Origin of the sequence: Treponema berlinense (genome assembly GCF_900167025.1) — a bacterium.
Lineage (GTDB): Bacteria > Spirochaetota > Spirochaetia > Treponematales > Treponemataceae > Treponema_D > Treponema_D berlinense.
Genome location: NZ_FUXC01000006.1, coordinates 1 through 15,071 on the forward strand (window position 1 = coordinate 1; position 15,071 = coordinate 15,071).

The following is a 15,071-nucleotide window of genomic DNA, read 5'->3' on the forward strand; positions in this document are numbered from 1 at the left end:
TACAGACAGATTGTCCGCGTTGGTCGAGCGTGTAAAAATGAATGCCCAGTGGAGGCACAGATATATGACAATCGAACAGGAGATTAAGCTGCAGGTCGAGGCCCGGACAAACGAAAGACTAAATGAAAAACTTAATGAAAAACTAAACGAAAAGACTATCGAAACTGCCAAAAAGATGCTCGAAAACAATATTCCGGCAGAAATTGTAGCTAAGTGCACCGGACTGGAGATTTCTCAAGTCGATAAACTCAAACAGTCTTAAATCAAATTTTTTTACAAGTGCCTCTTCTTTTACCAGCTCATAAGCCGTAAAAAAGGGGCTGTTCTTTCTTTTTTGGACAGCCCTCTGTAAAAAATTACATATATTTTACGATAAATTGGTTTATTACAAGATCAATAATTTCTGGAAAAAGTTCGACAAGTGCGTCTTTGTCATAATTTGTTTTTAAAATTTCGACAAGTTGGCTAGAATCAGCGGTAAAAGTATCCATAATTTTTTGATGCCCTCTACAATCGTAAACATCAACATCCATTGTTACGGACGCTGTAATTTGACCTTTTAATTTAGAGCCTTCGACAACCTTTTTATTAAAAGTAAATGTTACAAAAATTGTGCTTTTTGCGTTCAGTTCTCGTAACAAAAGTTTTGTTTTTTGAGAACCGATTTCATCAATTTTTTTGTAATTGTCAGCATAAATTTTTGTATCCGAAAATGTAAAAATTGACGGTGTAATTGCTTTATACTGTTTTGAATTGATTATTTTATCCTTAGGAACAACTGTAATTCCCATGTTTGTTTCTAAAAGATATGCAAATTGTTCATCTGCATAATTTATTCGGTCTTGGGCAGTCTGAATTTCTGGATTATTTTTGCCAAAGATTTTATTTATTGAATTTGTAATCATTCCGTCCAAATCTTTATAATCATCATCGCGTTCTTCCAACCATGGAACATTTAAAGTTCCACGAACAGAAAGTATGGCAACTGGTTCATTTGCTTTAATTGCAAAATTATTTGAAATACAACTAGAAAGAAAAATAGTTGTAAATATCGCTAAAAAACCAATGTTTAGTTTTTTCATGTTTAACTCCCATAAAAAGTCAAGATTAAAACTTCAGTTTTAGAATTGCCTTTTTATTGCAATTTCGTAGAAAAGTGAGAAATTGCAATTGATTAGTAAGTTTGCAATGCAAACTTGTAAAGATAAAAACAGACGCCATTTTTGGCTGTTTTTATCTTATCCCCTGTTTTTTTTTACTCAGAATTGCTAATTTTAAAACTCTTTTATTCCAAAAAATAGTCCATAATAAATTTTGAAATCAAGTTTTCTATTAATGCTGGAAATAAATCGACCAAAGCTTGCTGATCATAATTTTTTCCAGAAATTTCAATTTTTTCTGGTGAAAGCGAAGTATAAGTTATTGGTCTTGATTCCTTTCCGTTTGCTCCGATTATAAAAACTTTCATTTCTGCTAAGGCAGAAACTTCGCCATTCCATTTGTTTCCTTGAACAAGTTTTTTTTCAAAATTAAAATCAAAACGAAACATTCCTTTTAAGCCAAGTTCTTGCATTATAATACGTGCTTTTTTTCGGCCTATGCTTTGAATTTTTTGGTATCCGCTTAAAAATGCTCTGGAATCTATATAAGTAAAAATACTTGCAACCTGTTCTGAATAAGCTTCTGAGGAAAGAAAATCTTCTCTGTTAATTATTTGAATATTTGCAATTTCTTGCATTTTTTCTCTAAAAATCTCATCTGCTTTTAAGAAACGTTCTTCAGCACTAAAATTTTCTGGATTTTTTTTTATCAATCAGTTTATTGATTTGCTCAGAAAGTAAGCCGCCTTTTTTTATATTTTCATCTAATGTTAATGAGGAAACATCAGTTTCCGATTTGCGTTTTTACGCTGCTTTGCGTTTTTTTGTATCTACTATTTAATTGGCAACGAAATTCAAATTTTGCACATTTTTAGTGGGGAAAAATTGAGAATTTTACGATTTTTTTAGATGATGATTCTGGACAGGTGTATTTACGTAGTGGGAGGATGAATAGGAAGGAAAAAATCTATTCTATCTTAAAAACATCAACTAGACGCATAATTTACAAAGATGTACATACGTTTTTAACGGGCAAAAAAAAGCCCGCACAGTGCCGTTTGTTTGTTTTTCTCGGAGTTTTTAACGGCTCTATGCGGGCAGGATTTGTTTTACGGTACGGTAAAATGTCCCGGAAAGGTAAATCACTCTTCCCTTTCCAAGACATTAAGCAGAGTTTGCTTTCCTATTCTTCAATAAGTAAGCTTAAATCATGAAGCTGAACAGACTGTCCATTTTTGATACTATTAGATACAATTTTGAAAACAAATTCTGTTTCACCGGTTAAGTTATAGGCAGTTTCAAACATAGCAGGAACTGGATCTATTCCACCTTTTGTAGAAGACAATGTTCCTTGTAAGTTTTCACCTACATAAACATCACACTTCATAGTATCAGCACCTTTACCTGCATTAAGTGCAGCCATTACACCTGTTACTTTCAGATTTTTGCCAGCAGCTGGCTTTACCTTTAATTTAAGCGTATAAAGAACGCTTCCTGTTTCGGTTGGAGCTACAGGGAAGCCTTTTACATGTAATCCACCGTTTGCAGAAGCAGGATTTTTAATCTGCCAAAATTCATCTCCCGTTACTTCTGGAGCTTCATCAGATTTTTCGTACTTTGAGGTCTCTTCATTATAAACGTACTTACAAGCACCCTCAGTTCCGTCAATGTCAGCTTTTAAGCAAAGGGTTTTAAGAACGTCTCCAATTTCAATGGTTGCGCTTTCGGCAGTTACAAGAGCGGAGTTACCTGTTACGTTTGTTTTAAGCACCTTAGCAATATCGGCACCTTTCTCGCTGAAGTCTGTGATTTTTGTGTCAACTTTAGGCAGGTTACCAGAAGCAACTGTCGTTACAAAACTATCTACATTGAGAAGGTCTTCGTTCTTGTTGATTTCAAGAGGAATATCTTTATAGAATCTTCCGATGCGACCACGTACACTTACTGATCCTTCACTGGCTGCAGTTTTGGCTTTAACCTTGCCGGTAGCATCCACTTCTGCAATGTCTGCTCCACTCATTACTTTCCAAACGGCAGAATTTGTAACATCATTACCATCTTGATCTTTTAATGTAATCTGTGCTGCCTGAGTAATGGCTGTAAAAGTAGGTTTATCAGCACTTATACTCCAGTTATTTACATCTTCTTCTACGTATGGGTTTGGTTTTGTAACATCGTTGTCACTGGATTTTGCATTGATTCCCCAAATCTTGGATCCGTTAAAATAGATGTAATAAACACCTGCTGGAGCTCCTTTTATGTGGAAAACTGTAGCACTTTCAATTCCTGAAACAGATGAAAGACTTTTCTTAAATACGATAGGATCTCCTGCTTCATTGGTAACTAAAAAGATTCTTGAAGGATCAGCTGCACCAGCACCTGCAACTTTGAAGGTTAAGTTTGTCCGTGCCTTTGTTGTAAGTTTGAGTGCTGGACCATCCCCAGGGTTAACGTCAAGATCAACAGATTTTCGTGATGCCTGAAGTCCTGTGTTAAATTTTATTCCTAATCCATTTGCACCAACAAGGGTTGCCCCCTCACCTTCATCAGCAGGAATCTCTTTACCTTCCAAAGATACTTCACTAGAACCTATAGAGGCTTTATCTGTAGCAAATGTCCAGTTTGATGTACAAATTCCGTCTCCAGTGGATTCAAGACCTGACAAGTCTTCATATGTCGTTGGGGTTTCAGGTAAAAATTCATCATTTCCCGAATCACAGGCTGCAAAATTGAATGCTAAAGCAATTGCAGCGATTGAAAACGCGGAAAACTTAAAAAATTTTGATTTAAGCATTTTAATCTCCCAAAATATTTTTTATTCAAACTGCAGGAAAAGTTCCTACATCTTTACACGTAAAAGAACTGGCACGTTGATGATTACGTCCACGTCTTTGTTTGCATCTTTATTAGCACCAATTCCACCAAAGGAAGCAGAAATTCCGGCAGAAATTGTTGCATTTTTTGCGGCGTACAACTGTACGTGTGGATGAATTGCCAGCTGTGTTCCGTCAGCAGATTCCCGTCCGTTGTTAAAACCGTCATCCAAGTCTGTAAGTTCGCTTACAGCAAGAACACCTGTTACAGTTCCGTTGAACTTGTAGCGGGCTGCAATCATGTTCCACAATACCTGTGAAGAAGTGAATGAAGTGTTATCGCCAATTGCAGAAACTGCAGCACCATCACATGGCAGGTATCCTGTGTCATCGTCAGAAACGAGCTTAGAAAATTTTCCGTAGTAGGTAACTGAAAGAGCCTTATTAACCTTCAGGTATGCACGCCAGTCAAAGTTGTATTCCATAAGGTTTCCATCTGTTATAACTACTGAACCTCCGATGGCAGAATCAGTAAGCACAGAAAGGAAGTTAGGCTTTATGTAAGCACCTGTTACGAATTCAGCCACTTTGTCTTCACCAGCTGCTCCCTTAAGAATACTCTTTACAAAAACCTGTGCATCAAGAACACCACCAATTTTTGGAGTTACGAACAGACCCCAACCCAGATTTCCGTCGTTCTTTTCTGCAGAAGTGTCCCATTCGCGGTCAAACATGAGGGATCCCTGCATGTTTACTGTAACGCCTTTCTTTACACGGAGATCATATCCTGCCAATGCAAAGAAGTTGCGACCTGTATTAAAAGAAACGCGGTTGTTTGCACACAGACCGTCAGAACCGTTAAATGCTGAACCCAATTTAAAGCGTTCAAATACCTTGCCTTCTTCGTTTCCAGCATCGGCGTCAGTCTTTACGCGCATGTCCATAAGACCATCACCGTTCCATCCTGCTGTAAAAGTAAATCTTCCTGGTGTGATTGTGGTTGTAAGTGCATGGAAAATAATAGCATTGCTGGTTACTGTAGGCTGGATGTTTGCTGCGAGGGAGAATACATCGCCTGCAACTTTAAGGCTCACGCTGTCTTTTCCAGAGTTCCAGCCTGTAAGATTGAGTGCTTCCATAGAGGCACCATTCTTGTCGTAGCCGGAACCATCATATACGTTGCCGTAACTGTCGGCTGTACGGGCATCGGCACCTTTGTTTGTATACTTAAAAAGGCTTGCGCCATTGCGATAGTTAAGACCGACTGTCATATCAGCAAAAGCCGATCCTGCTACAATCGCTCCAATTGCAAGCGCGCTTATTATTTTTTTCATTTATTTCCTCCAAATAATCGTTAGAAAAAATTTTTATTAAAGGCTGAATGAGAACAGAACAGGAACAGTTACGTCCATGGTTTCGTGTCCGTCAATTTCAGGATTGAGACCGTTCACTGCAATTCTTGCACCGGCAGTAACTGCAACATTTGAATTCGCATCAATTCTTATGTAAGGAGTTGTAATCAGGTCAGCACCAGTAAATGTGTGATCAGAATCAAGTCCGCTGAATACAGCATTGAGAGTGTAACCTACGGTAATCTTGTCTTCTGGCTTGTATGTAACGTTAATCATGTCCCAGAGAACCAGAGTGTTATCACCGTATTCGCGAGCCTTTTCAACAACACTTCCGCTAGGCAAGTCGGCATAGCTGGAAAGATTGTGCATTGTTGTTACAGCAAGTTTTTCTGTAATCTGGTAGCGCAGACGCAGGTCAAGAGCAAATTCAGTTGCACCGTCAGCCCAGTCGGAAGTTTTTCCGTCAGCAGAATTATATTTTGCATAGTTGTTTACTGAAGCAAAGGTGAATCCCACAGTTGCCCGAACTTTTTCAAACATAAGAGGACTTACGAAACCAGCAATAGAGAAAGATTTTTTCTCCAGCCAGCGGAAAGCGATATTTGCGTTGATCAGATTTTCTGCACGGAAAGCAACTTCACCAGCAAAACCAGAAGAAAGAATCAAGTCGCTGTCATCAACGTCTCCATCTTCCTTTGCGGTTGTAGCAGTCTTGGCCTCAGGATCCCAGGTTCCTTTTACAAGAGCCAGTTTTACCATAAGAGTTCCAGGCAGCAAATCAGTATTTGTATAAGCAGCAGTCATTGCCATTTTGCACTGAGTAAGGTTATCTGAATCCTTTCCACCAAGACCATTAATTACACCTGGCTTGTAAAGTTCAAAATCAGAACTGTCCAAGTCCCCGGCATCGCTTTTTACACGATCTGCATACCGACCATTCCAGGAACCGGCAGTAATCTGAAGATTTCCAGCAGGAAGACCAAAAGTCATCCAGCCATAATATTCATCCTGAACCAGCTCACCAGCATCAGTATCAAAGTCGACAACAGCACCGGCACTTTTGCTGCTTATAGAAAGCGACATACAGTCTGTCCGGCTGTCATAGTCAAGATTACCAGCACTTGACTTGAAATAATTTTTGCCAGTATAAGAAAAACTTATTTCAGCAAATGCAGTACCAGCAAGAATCAACCCAGCTGCTGCTGCGGCTACGATTTTTTTCATAATAAAAAATCCTCCTATTTTTCTATGGAATTTAAACCAACGGTTTTTTTTAATAGGGTTTTGGTGTATTTTTGCGTTTTTTGGGGGGCTTGACTTTTTTGCGGGATGTTTAATTTTTTTCGGCTATGTGTTTTATATTTTTTGGTTTTTCTTTTGTGGGGATGTTTGTGAAGTGTGCTACTATATTCTTTAAATTTTATTTTTTTGGAGATATTAAATGACTTACGGTTACATTCGGGTTTCGACCAGCCACCAGAATTTGGAAAATCAGCAGATGGAAATTGAAAAATTCTGCCAGCTTAATGGTCTAAAAATTGATTCTTGGATTGAAGAAAAAATAAGCGGAACTAAGCGGCCAGAAAACCGCAAACTCGGTAAAATTCTTATGAACTCGGCTCATTCAGGCGACCTTATAATATGCACGGAAATTTCGCGTTTTGGCCGGTCGCTCATTATGATTATGAACGTTTTGCAGCATTTTTTGGAAAACGGCGTAAAAGTCTGGACAATTAAAGACGGTTACAGGCTTGGTAACGACATTCAGTCAAAAGTTTTGGCATTTGCGTTCGGACTTTCGGCAGAAATTGAACGGCAGCTTATTTCTGAGCGCACAAAAGTCGGGCTAAACCGGGTTCGCCGGGAAGGCAAGCACATTGGACGCAAAAAAGGCCAAAAATCAACGATTTACAAACTTTCTCAAAACAGCGATTACATAAAAAAAGAAATTCTCCAGGGACGCACAAAATCTTCTCTTGCCCGGGAACTCGGAGTTTCGTGGAAAACGCTCGACCGTCATTTGTGCAGAATTATGTTTAAAAATTAGAATTGGTCAGATTTTTCTGTTTAGGAGCGCACCACAACTACAAACCGGCTTCTCCACAGTTCCGCTTACGCTCCATTCAAAGGGCGGAAAACTTTTCCGCCTTTTGAACGCTTTGCGCTGTTCCGATCCGGGCTAAGTTTGGCGGTTCTTAAAAGTTTTTAGTTTTAGCAGGCGGTTTTTTTATCTTTCTTGACAAATCGTGTTTTCGGCTTGAATATAGATTATGGACATTTTGCATTTCAATATAGAAGAAAATGTTGACGGCTGGACTGTTTCTAACGGACAGATGAGTTTTTCTGCAATGAATTTTGGCTGTACGATTACAAATCTTTTTGTTCCAGACAAAAACGGCGAAAAAACCGATGTTCTTTTAGGTTTTGATACTTTTTCTGGCTGGAAAAATGGAACTCAGGCGCACAATGCAATTGTCGGCCGGTTTGCCAACAGAATTGCCGGCGGAAAATTTTTTCTTGACGGAAAAAATTATGTTTTGGACGTAAATAACGGCAAAAACTGTTTGCACGGCGGATTTTTTCGTTACGAAAAGCAAATCTGGCAGGCCGAACCTTTTTTGACGGACGACAACGCCGGAATTGTTTTTACAAGATTGAGCCGCGACGGCGAGCAGAATTTTCCTGGAAATCTCGAATTAAAAGTTATTTATTCATTAAATTCCAAGAATCAGCTTGTTCTCGAATATTTTGCAAAAACAGACAAACCGACTCCAATAAATTTAACAAATCACGCATATTTTAATTTGAACGGTTGCAAGGGAGAAAATATTTTAAATCACACTGTCTGTCTGGATTGTCAGCAGATTTTAAAAGTGGACGAGATGATTCCGACGGGAGAATTTTTGGATGTTTGTAAAGATGAAAATTCTGTGTTTAACTTTTTGGAGCCAAAACTCGTTGGTAAAGATTTAGAAAAATTGCAAAAAATGACGGGAATGCGCGGTTATGACCACTGTTTTGTGACAAAAGCGGACGAAAAAAATGTGGAAAAAGCCGGTTGGTGCAAATCTGAAAAATCCGGCATAAAAATGAACATTTATACAAACCAGCGCGGAATTCAGTTTTATACCGGAAATTATCTTGAAAACTTTACGGGAAAAAGCGGAGTTTTGCAAAAGCCTTTTGACGGACTTTGCTTTGAAGCCCAGCGTTTTCCGGACTGCATGAACCATAAAAATTTTCCAGATTGCATTTTGCGCTCTGGCGAAGAATATTATCAAAAAACAATTTATGAATTTTTGACAGAAAAATGTTAAAAGTGCACGACCTGCTGTTTTGTGGCAGGGATATTGCGTGCAAGCACGCTGCGACTTTTGCTGACGCAAAACTCGTTGATTATATTGTGCGCTAAATCGCACGACCTGCCACTTGCGTGGCAGGGATTGTAGGGGCGGCGGAGCTGTTCCGGAGCTTTGCGGAGGAATGCAGGCGAAAGCCGGAACCCCGAAAAGCCCGGTTTTTGTGGAACAAAAAGCCACCCGAATATTGAATTTTTGCTCTGGAGGACAAAATGGAAAATTCACTTACAAAAAAAGAATATTCACCGGAAGAACTTTTGAATGACTTTTTGGAAATTTACGGCGGCGAGAAGGACTCCGTGCGGATTTTTGCTTCTCCGGCCAGAATAAATATTATTGGCGAACATATCGACTACAACGGCGGCAAGGTTTTTCCGGCATGCATTAACCGTTATTTGTACGTGGCGATTAGGAAACGGCGCGATTCGAAAATTTTTTATAAAGACGTAAAATTTCCGCTCAGTTTTGAGTTTGATATAAACGAAAATTTTGCTTATTCAAAAGAGAACGATTATGCGAATTATTTGAATGGAATTTTGACTCAGTTAAAAGAAAAAGGCCTTGTTTTTGACTGCGGCTTTGAAATTTTAATGGCGTCAAATATTCCTGCTGGCGGCGGAATTTCGTCTTCTTCGGCTTTGGAATGTGGTTTTGCCTTTGCAGTTTGCGAAACTTTTGGTTTTGACGTGAGCAGGACAGAAATTGCAAAAATCGGGCAGATGAGCGAGCACCGTTTTATGAATACAAAGTGCGGAATTATGGATCAGTTCATTATTGCAACCGGAAAAAAGAATTTTGCTGAAATTCTGGATTGTGCAACCCTCGAATACGAATATGTTCCGCTTGAACTCGGCGACTGCTGTTTTATCGTAATGAATACGAACAAGGTGCGGAAACTTTCGGATTCAAAATACAACGAACGCCGTGCAGAATGTGAGCAGGGCTTGAAAATTCTGCAATCTGCCGGAATTAAAATCAATGCTCTTTGCGAACTTTCGGCTGAAGACTGGGAAAAAAATAAATCGCTCATAAAAGACGAAATTTTGCAAAAAAGGGCGGAACATTGTGTTTTTGAAAATCAACGCGTCTTAAAAGCGGCCGTTGCCTTAAAAAACGGAGATTTAGAGGCTCTCGGTAAACTTTTGAACGAAAGCCACGAGTCGCTCCGCTCAAAATACGAAGTTACCGGAATTGAGCTCGACACTCTTGCAGAAAGCGCATGGAAACAGGACGGCTGTTTGGGCGCAAGAATGACTGGAGCTGGTTTTGGTGGCTGCGCAATCGCCTTGGTTCAAAAACAAAAAATCGATTCTTTTATTGAAAATGTCCAAAAGGCTTATACTCAAAAAATTGGTTATTCGGCAGGATTTTTTGCCTGTGGCTCTGGCGACGGTGTGCACGAATTGCCTCTGATAAGCCGCAGATAAACTGTCAAAAGCTGCACGAGCATTACGCACCAAATCAGCGGTTCGCACAGAATAACTCCCCATTTTCCGAGTTTTGGAATTATAAGGCAGGTGAATGTAATTTTGCCTGCAAGTTCAATTACGCTCGAAATTAAAGGCAGAATTTTTTGTCCAAAACCCTGCAATGCATTCCGGATTACGATAAGTCCGCCCAAAACAAGGTAAAAAGGCAGAGTAAACAGGATGTATTTTTTTGCGTAATCAAGGAGAATTGGGTTTGTTGAATTTGTAATAAATTTTATTAAATCTTCCGTTAAAAACCACGCCGGCAAAAAAAGCAAAAATGTCCAGACAATTGTTATAAAAATCGAAATTCTTACACCTTTTCGGATTCTCTCAATTTGTCCGGCTCCGTAATTCTGCGAAACAAAGGTCGAAGCGGCAAGTCCAAGCGTAATAATTGGAATGTTTGTCAGGGTAAAAATTTTTCTGGCGCAAAGGTGGCCGGCAATTATCATCTGGTCGAGCGAGTTAATGGCGCTTTGAAGGATTACAGTTCCCGAATGGACGATTGCTCCCATAAATGCCATGGAAAGCCCCTGCCCTATCAGGTCTTTGTAAAGCGAACTGTCGAACGAAAAATGTTTAAAAGACGGAACAAGAATTTTTGCTGCGCAGAAAATGTAGATAAGACAGAGCAATCCCGACACAAACTGCGCAATCACCGTCGCAATTGCAGCTCCTCGGATTGAACCTGTCGCCTTTATAAAAGCAAAATCCAGAATTACATTCAAAACCGAAGAAAAAATCAAAAACAAGAGCGGAACAAAAGAATTTCCGATAGCGCGCAACATTCCTGCAAAAAGATTATATGCAAATAAAACTCCGCAAAACTGCGTAATCACCGAAATATAAGAATACGCTTCGTTCAGACGGTCGGCTGGCGTTTTTAAAAGAACCATAATTGGTTTTAGCCCAAAAGCCGTCAAAATCATAATAAAAACGGTAACAAAAATTGTAATTACAATCGAAGCCGCCGTAATTTTTTTTAATTTTTCAACTTCCCCTGCCCCAAAAGCTTTTGCCGCAACAATGCTCAGACCGTTTCCAAAACCAATTCCAAAACCGACCAAAAGTTCGTAAAGAGCCGTGCATGCTCCAATGCTGACAAGCGCGTTGTCGTCCAAAAGTCGCCCGATAATAACCGTGTCTGCCGCATTATAAAGCTGCTGAAAAATATATGAAACAAAAAGTGGCAACGTAAAAAGCACAATTGCCTTAAAAATGCTTCCATGCAACAAATCAGGATGCACAAAACGTTTAAGAGAAGATGTTACCATAAAAATATTTTATAACTAATAAAAGAAAAATGAAATTCTGGAGCATATTTTTTGCTCTAACCGTCCGCTCCACAGTTCCGCTTTCGCTTCATCCGCCGCGGCGGACGCTTCGCGCTGTTCCGGCACGGGCTAGGATTTGCTTTCAAAAAAACAGCGGCTTGTCTTTTTACAGAAAAACCGCCATTTTTTGAAAATCAGGACAAACTATTCAATTTTTCCGTGCGTAATGAGTTTTCCGCTCTTTCTGTCAAAAAGCATTAAGTCGTTGCCGGTAAAATCGAATTTTTGACTGCTTCCAATTTTGAACGTTACGCCGCCAAAAACAACGCTTGTCAACAAAAACTCGCCAATGCTGATTTTTATTGTCGATTCCATTCCTGTCGGCAACGCTCCCCGAATTTCGCCGTCAAATTTTCCATTTTCGGTCAGTTTTATGAATTCTGGACGGACTGCAAGAACAAAGTCGCCGTTTTGAGCCGGTGAATCTTTTTTTGCAGCAAAGCCTTCTTCTTCGTTCACTTTTGCAATGTGATACTTAAAAACTTCGTCCTTGTTCTGTTTTTCAACATAACCTTTTTGTTTTGACTCGTCCTCGAGTTTTTTTGCTGTTTCAACTTCGTCGGCATCTCTGGTTTTGTACCATTTTTCCAAATTGAATTCTTCTCCGTTTTTTGTTTCCGGCTTAAAAATCAATTTTTTGTCGCCAAAGAGCGTAAGTTCAAGCTTGTCGGCTGTCTGTTCTCCTTTTGCGTCGATAAAGTTAATAGAAGGATTTCCTACAAAATCGGCGACAAAAAGGTTGTTCGGGTGATTGTAAACGTCTAGCGGAGCGTCGTACTGCTGCAAAACACCGTTGTTTATAAGACAGATTTTTGTTGCAAGGGTCATAGCTTCGAGCTGGTCGTGGGTTACATAGACAAAAGTGCTTCCTGTTTCGATATGCAGCCGCTGAAGTTCGTATCGCATTTCTAACCGGAGTTTTGCATCGAGGTTTGAAAGCGGTTCGTCCATAAAAAGTACGCTTGGTTCTGGAGCAAGTGTTCTTGCGATTGCTACGCGCTGCTGCTGTCCGCCCGAAAGTTCTGCCGGATAGCGGTCCATAAACATTCCGATTTTTACGACGCGGCTTACACGGCGCACGGCAAGGTCAATTTCTTCAGAAGTGAGTTTGCGCGTTTTTGTGAGCATTTTTCCGTTTTGAACCAGAGCAAAATCGTCATTTAAGGAAATTCCTTTTTGTTTGTAATTTTCTTCAATAGTTTTGATTTTTGCTTCGTATTCTTTGCACAGCGAATTTGCTTTTTCTGACGGGAATTCTTCATTCTGGAGTTTCATTGCAAATATTTTTTTTGCAGTAAACATCGAAACCGTAAAAGTATCAATGATTTTTAAGAGAACTTTTTCTTCATCGATTTTTCCGTCTTTGCCTTTGCAGCCGTTTATCAGTTCCACAAGTTCGACAGAACCGCGCAAAATTTGTGTAATCTGGTCAGCAGTTTTTGCTTCAAAGTCATAAACTGGCAGTTCTTCGGAAATATTGCTCAAACCGAAGGCAATATTTTTATAAACCGTCATATTTGGCCAGAGCGCGTAATTTTGGAACAAAAATCCTACTTTTCGCTTGTTTGCAGGAATATTTATTCCTTTTTCGCTGTCAAAAACAACAGTGTCGCCGATTTCGATTTTTCCGCTGGTTGGAGTTTCGAGACCGGCAATCATTCTTAAGGTTGTTGTTTTTCCGCAGCCGGAAGGTCCGAGGAGAGTAACGAATGAATTGTCGTCAATGACAAGATTCAATTTATCAACACCAAAGAATTTTCCCCAGCGTTTTGTAACATTTGTAAGTTTTATCTGTGGCATATCAGTTACCTCCTACACCTTTGTCAATGCTTGCGCCTGTAAGTTTGTTTACTAAAGCGTTAAAAATTAAAATCGTAATGATAAGAATAAGGTTCATTCCGCTTGAGAAGGCGTAAAGTCCCATTTCGTCAAAATAGTCCATTGCCGTTGTCATAATCTTGAACTGGTCGCACAAAAGCATAAAGAGCGTCAGTTCTCGCAGACAGGTCATAAACGGAAGCAAAAATCCCGAAAGAATCGAGCTTTTTTGAATTGGAATTATGATTCCAAACATTCGCTTTACCCAAGGAATATTCTGAATTATTGCGGCTTCCTCGATTTCTCCGGAAAGTTGCAGCATTGAATTGAGCGAACTTCTGCTTGCAAAAGGAATGTATTTTACCGTTCCAACAAGAATCAATATAAGGAAGGTTCCGCCAATCGAAAGTGCTTTTCCAAAAATTAAGTAGGCTACACCGACAGAAAGAGAAGGCATAAGATAAGGCAAAAATGCCACCGAATTTACATAGGCGGCGCTCTTGCTTCTGCGGTTTTTGCTTACTGCATAGCCGACCAGGGTTCCGATTGTTCCGGCGCAAAGTGCGCAGCAGACTGCAACAAACAATTGTCCACAGAAAGATTTCCAGATTTGAACGTTGTGCAGAATTCCGAGCTGTCCAAAAAGTCCGTATTCGCCCAAGGTGTCTGAAGTTGTCCACCATTTTGTCGTAAGCATTTCAAAATCGCCTGTTTTTAAGAAACTGTAGTCGCCTGGATTTGGCAGGAATGTTTCAATGGCGAACGAAATAATCGGATAAATGCTTGTAAAAAGCGTAACTACGATAAAAATAAACGCAATTAAATATTTTCCGACTTTTCCGAGATTTGCTTTTGAAATTTGGCCGGATTTTCCAGTTACGGTTGTAAAATTCTGACGGCTTGAAGTGCTTCTTTGGTTTAAAAGAAGGATTGCAATTCCAAAAACCATCATTATTACTGCAATAACGCTGGCTTCTCCGGCACGTCCAGAACTCAAACCGACATATTTTGTAGAAAGCGTTTCGAGGCTTAAATAATGCGGAACAGGATAACTTCCCATCGAACTTCCAAAAACGAGCAAAATTGTCGAAAGAATTGCAGGTTTTACGAGAGGGATTGTCACGTGAAGGAAGATTTTCCATTTTGGAGTATCCAGAATTGTTGCCGCTTCTTCGAGGTTTGCGTCCATGTTGCGGAAAATTCCACCGATTAAAATATATGCAAAGGCCGCGTAGTGCAGACCGAGAACTATGCTTGAAGGAAAAATTCCCTGGCACCACCATAAAGGCATTTTTATTTCAAAAAGCGAGGCCAAAAGTCCGTCTGAACCGCCAGTTACGGCATTGCTGTTAAAAGCGTTTCGCCAGACCATGGCAAGCGTCCACTGTGGCATAATGTAAGGGAAAATAAAGATTGCGCTAAGATATTTTTTGAATTTTAAATTTGTTCGGGTGATTAAATATGCAAAAAGACCGCCGTAAAAAATTGCAATAATGCAGGCAAAAACAGAAAGAAGGACAGTGTTTAGAAGTGGTGTCCATAAATTTGCTTTTGCAAGTCGGCCAGTAAAAAGATCAATCCAGTTGTAGAAAGTCATTTGACCTTCTTTTAAACCGGTTTTTAAGGAATCGACTGTTCCTGCATGAACTGCCACCGTATCTTGAATCAAATACAGGATTGGAGCAATTGTCGTTACAGAAAGGACAATTCCGCATAAGAGAAGAATTACATTTTGTGGTTTGTAAAAAAATGTTTTTATTTTGTTGAGCTTCAGCTGGGTCTGAAGATTGCTGTTTGCCATAGAAAGCACCTCCAGCTTAAAA

General features: G+C 39.6%; 11 protein-coding genes and 1 pseudogene. 4 read left to right on the forward strand and 8 right to left on the reverse strand.

Annotated features, from left to right (window positions below; translation table 11 throughout):
* A pseudogene (locus tag B5D47_RS05880) lies at positions 1 to 262 on the forward strand (Rpn family recombination-promoting nuclease/putative transposase); the annotation flags it as partial.
* Positions 263 to 356: 94 nt separating this feature from the next.
* On the opposite strand, the gene B5D47_RS05885 reads toward B5D47_RS05880, so the two are convergent.
* From B5D47_RS05885 to B5D47_RS05905, 5 genes are all read right to left on the reverse strand, one after another.
* Positions 357 to 1,082: a hypothetical protein gene (locus B5D47_RS05885; RefSeq protein WP_078930911.1), complete on the reverse strand. Its 726-nt coding sequence runs from the start codon at positions 1,080 to 1,082 to the stop codon at positions 357 to 359.
* Between the two features lie 203 nt (positions 1,083 to 1,285).
* Complete coding sequence (locus tag B5D47_RS05890) at positions 1,286 to 1,813, reverse strand: hypothetical protein (RefSeq protein WP_078930912.1); 528 nt, start codon at positions 1,811 to 1,813, stop codon at positions 1,286 to 1,288.
* 470 nt (positions 1,814 to 2,283) lie between these two features.
* On the reverse strand, positions 2,284 to 3,894 hold the full coding sequence (locus tag B5D47_RS05895) for a hypothetical protein (protein ID WP_078930913.1): 1,611 nt from the start codon (positions 3,892 to 3,894) through the stop codon (positions 2,284 to 2,286).
* 45 nt (positions 3,895 to 3,939) lie between these two features.
* The gene (locus B5D47_RS05900; protein ID WP_078930914.1) at positions 3,940 to 5,247 is read right to left on the reverse strand and encodes a hypothetical protein; all 1,308 of its coding nucleotides are present in this window, start codon (positions 5,245 to 5,247) and stop codon (positions 3,940 to 3,942) included.
* 36 nt (positions 5,248 to 5,283) lie between these two features.
* On the reverse strand, positions 5,284 to 6,489 hold the full coding sequence (locus tag B5D47_RS05905) for a hypothetical protein (RefSeq protein ID WP_078930915.1): 1,206 nt from the start codon (positions 6,487 to 6,489) through the stop codon (positions 5,284 to 5,286).
* A gap of 217 nt (positions 6,490 to 6,706) precedes the next feature.
* Between B5D47_RS05905 and B5D47_RS05910 the strand changes: the two genes are divergently transcribed.
* The 3 genes from B5D47_RS05910 (at position 6,707) to B5D47_RS05920 (ending at position 10,051) form a co-directional block, all read left to right on the forward strand.
* A complete protein-coding gene (locus tag B5D47_RS05910) occupies positions 6,707 to 7,312 on the forward strand; it encodes a recombinase family protein (RefSeq protein WP_078930916.1) in 606 nt (201 codons plus the stop codon).
* Positions 7,313 to 7,535: 223 nt separating this feature from the next.
* Complete coding sequence (locus tag B5D47_RS05915) at positions 7,536 to 8,582, forward strand: aldose epimerase family protein (protein ID WP_078930917.1); 1,047 nt, start codon at positions 7,536 to 7,538, stop codon at positions 8,580 to 8,582.
* A gap of 254 nt (positions 8,583 to 8,836) precedes the next feature.
* Positions 8,837 to 10,051, forward strand: a complete 1,215-nt coding sequence (locus tag B5D47_RS05920) for a galactokinase (protein ID WP_078930918.1) — start codon at positions 8,837 to 8,839, stop codon at positions 10,049 to 10,051.
* Here the strand turns inward: B5D47_RS05920 and B5D47_RS05925 are convergent.
* The 3 genes from B5D47_RS05925 to B5D47_RS05935 form a co-directional block, all read right to left on the reverse strand.
* The gene (locus tag B5D47_RS05925; protein ID WP_078930919.1) at positions 9,979 to 11,370 is read right to left on the reverse strand and encodes an MATE family efflux transporter; all 1,392 of its coding nucleotides are present in this window, start codon (positions 11,368 to 11,370) and stop codon (positions 9,979 to 9,981) included. The two genes, B5D47_RS05920 and B5D47_RS05925, sit on opposite strands and share 73 nt — an antisense overlap.
* A 204-nt stretch (positions 11,371 to 11,574) precedes the next feature.
* Positions 11,575 to 13,230 carry an ABC transporter ATP-binding protein gene (locus tag B5D47_RS05930; RefSeq protein ID WP_078930920.1) on the reverse strand — a complete coding sequence of 552 codons (1,656 nt, stop codon included), beginning with the start codon at positions 13,228 to 13,230 and terminating at the stop codon, positions 11,575 to 11,577.
* 1 nt (position 13,231) lies between these two features.
* Positions 13,232 to 15,049, reverse strand: a complete 1,818-nt coding sequence (locus B5D47_RS05935; protein WP_078930921.1) for an ABC transporter permease — start codon at positions 15,047 to 15,049, stop codon at positions 13,232 to 13,234.
* Positions 15,050 to 15,071: the final 22 nt, after the last annotated feature.

What these genes read in the sequence shown, in the direction of transcription:
- B5D47_RS05920 (WP_078930918.1), top strand. Translation starts at nt 8,837, where the DNA reads ATGGAAAATTCACTTACAAAAAAAGAATATTCACCGGAAGAACTTTTG.
- B5D47_RS05905 (WP_078930915.1), bottom strand. Translation starts at nt 6,489, where the DNA reads ATGAAAAAAATCGTAGCCGCAGCAGCAGCTGGGTTGATTCTTGCTGGT.
- B5D47_RS05885 (WP_078930911.1), bottom strand. Translation starts at nt 1,082, where the DNA reads ATGAAAAAACTAAACATTGGTTTTTTAGCGATATTTACAACTATTTTT.
- B5D47_RS05930 (WP_078930920.1), bottom strand. Translation starts at nt 13,230, where the DNA reads ATGCCACAGATAAAACTTACAAATGTTACAAAACGCTGGGGAAAATTC.
- B5D47_RS05915 (WP_078930917.1), top strand. Translation starts at nt 7,536, where the DNA reads ATGGACATTTTGCATTTCAATATAGAAGAAAATGTTGACGGCTGGACT.
- B5D47_RS05925 (WP_078930919.1), bottom strand. Translation starts at nt 11,370, where the DNA reads ATGGTAACATCTTCTCTTAAACGTTTTGTGCATCCTGATTTGTTGCAT.
- B5D47_RS05895 (WP_078930913.1), bottom strand. Translation starts at nt 3,894, where the DNA reads ATGCTTAAATCAAAATTTTTTAAGTTTTCCGCGTTTTCAATCGCTGCA.
- B5D47_RS05935 (WP_078930921.1), bottom strand. Translation starts at nt 15,049, where the DNA reads ATGGCAAACAGCAATCTTCAGACCCAGCTGAAGCTCAACAAAATAAAA.
- B5D47_RS05900 (WP_078930914.1), bottom strand. Translation starts at nt 5,247, where the DNA reads ATGAAAAAAATAATAAGCGCGCTTGCAATTGGAGCGATTGTAGCAGGA.
- B5D47_RS05910 (WP_078930916.1), top strand. Translation starts at nt 6,707, where the DNA reads ATGACTTACGGTTACATTCGGGTTTCGACCAGCCACCAGAATTTGGAA.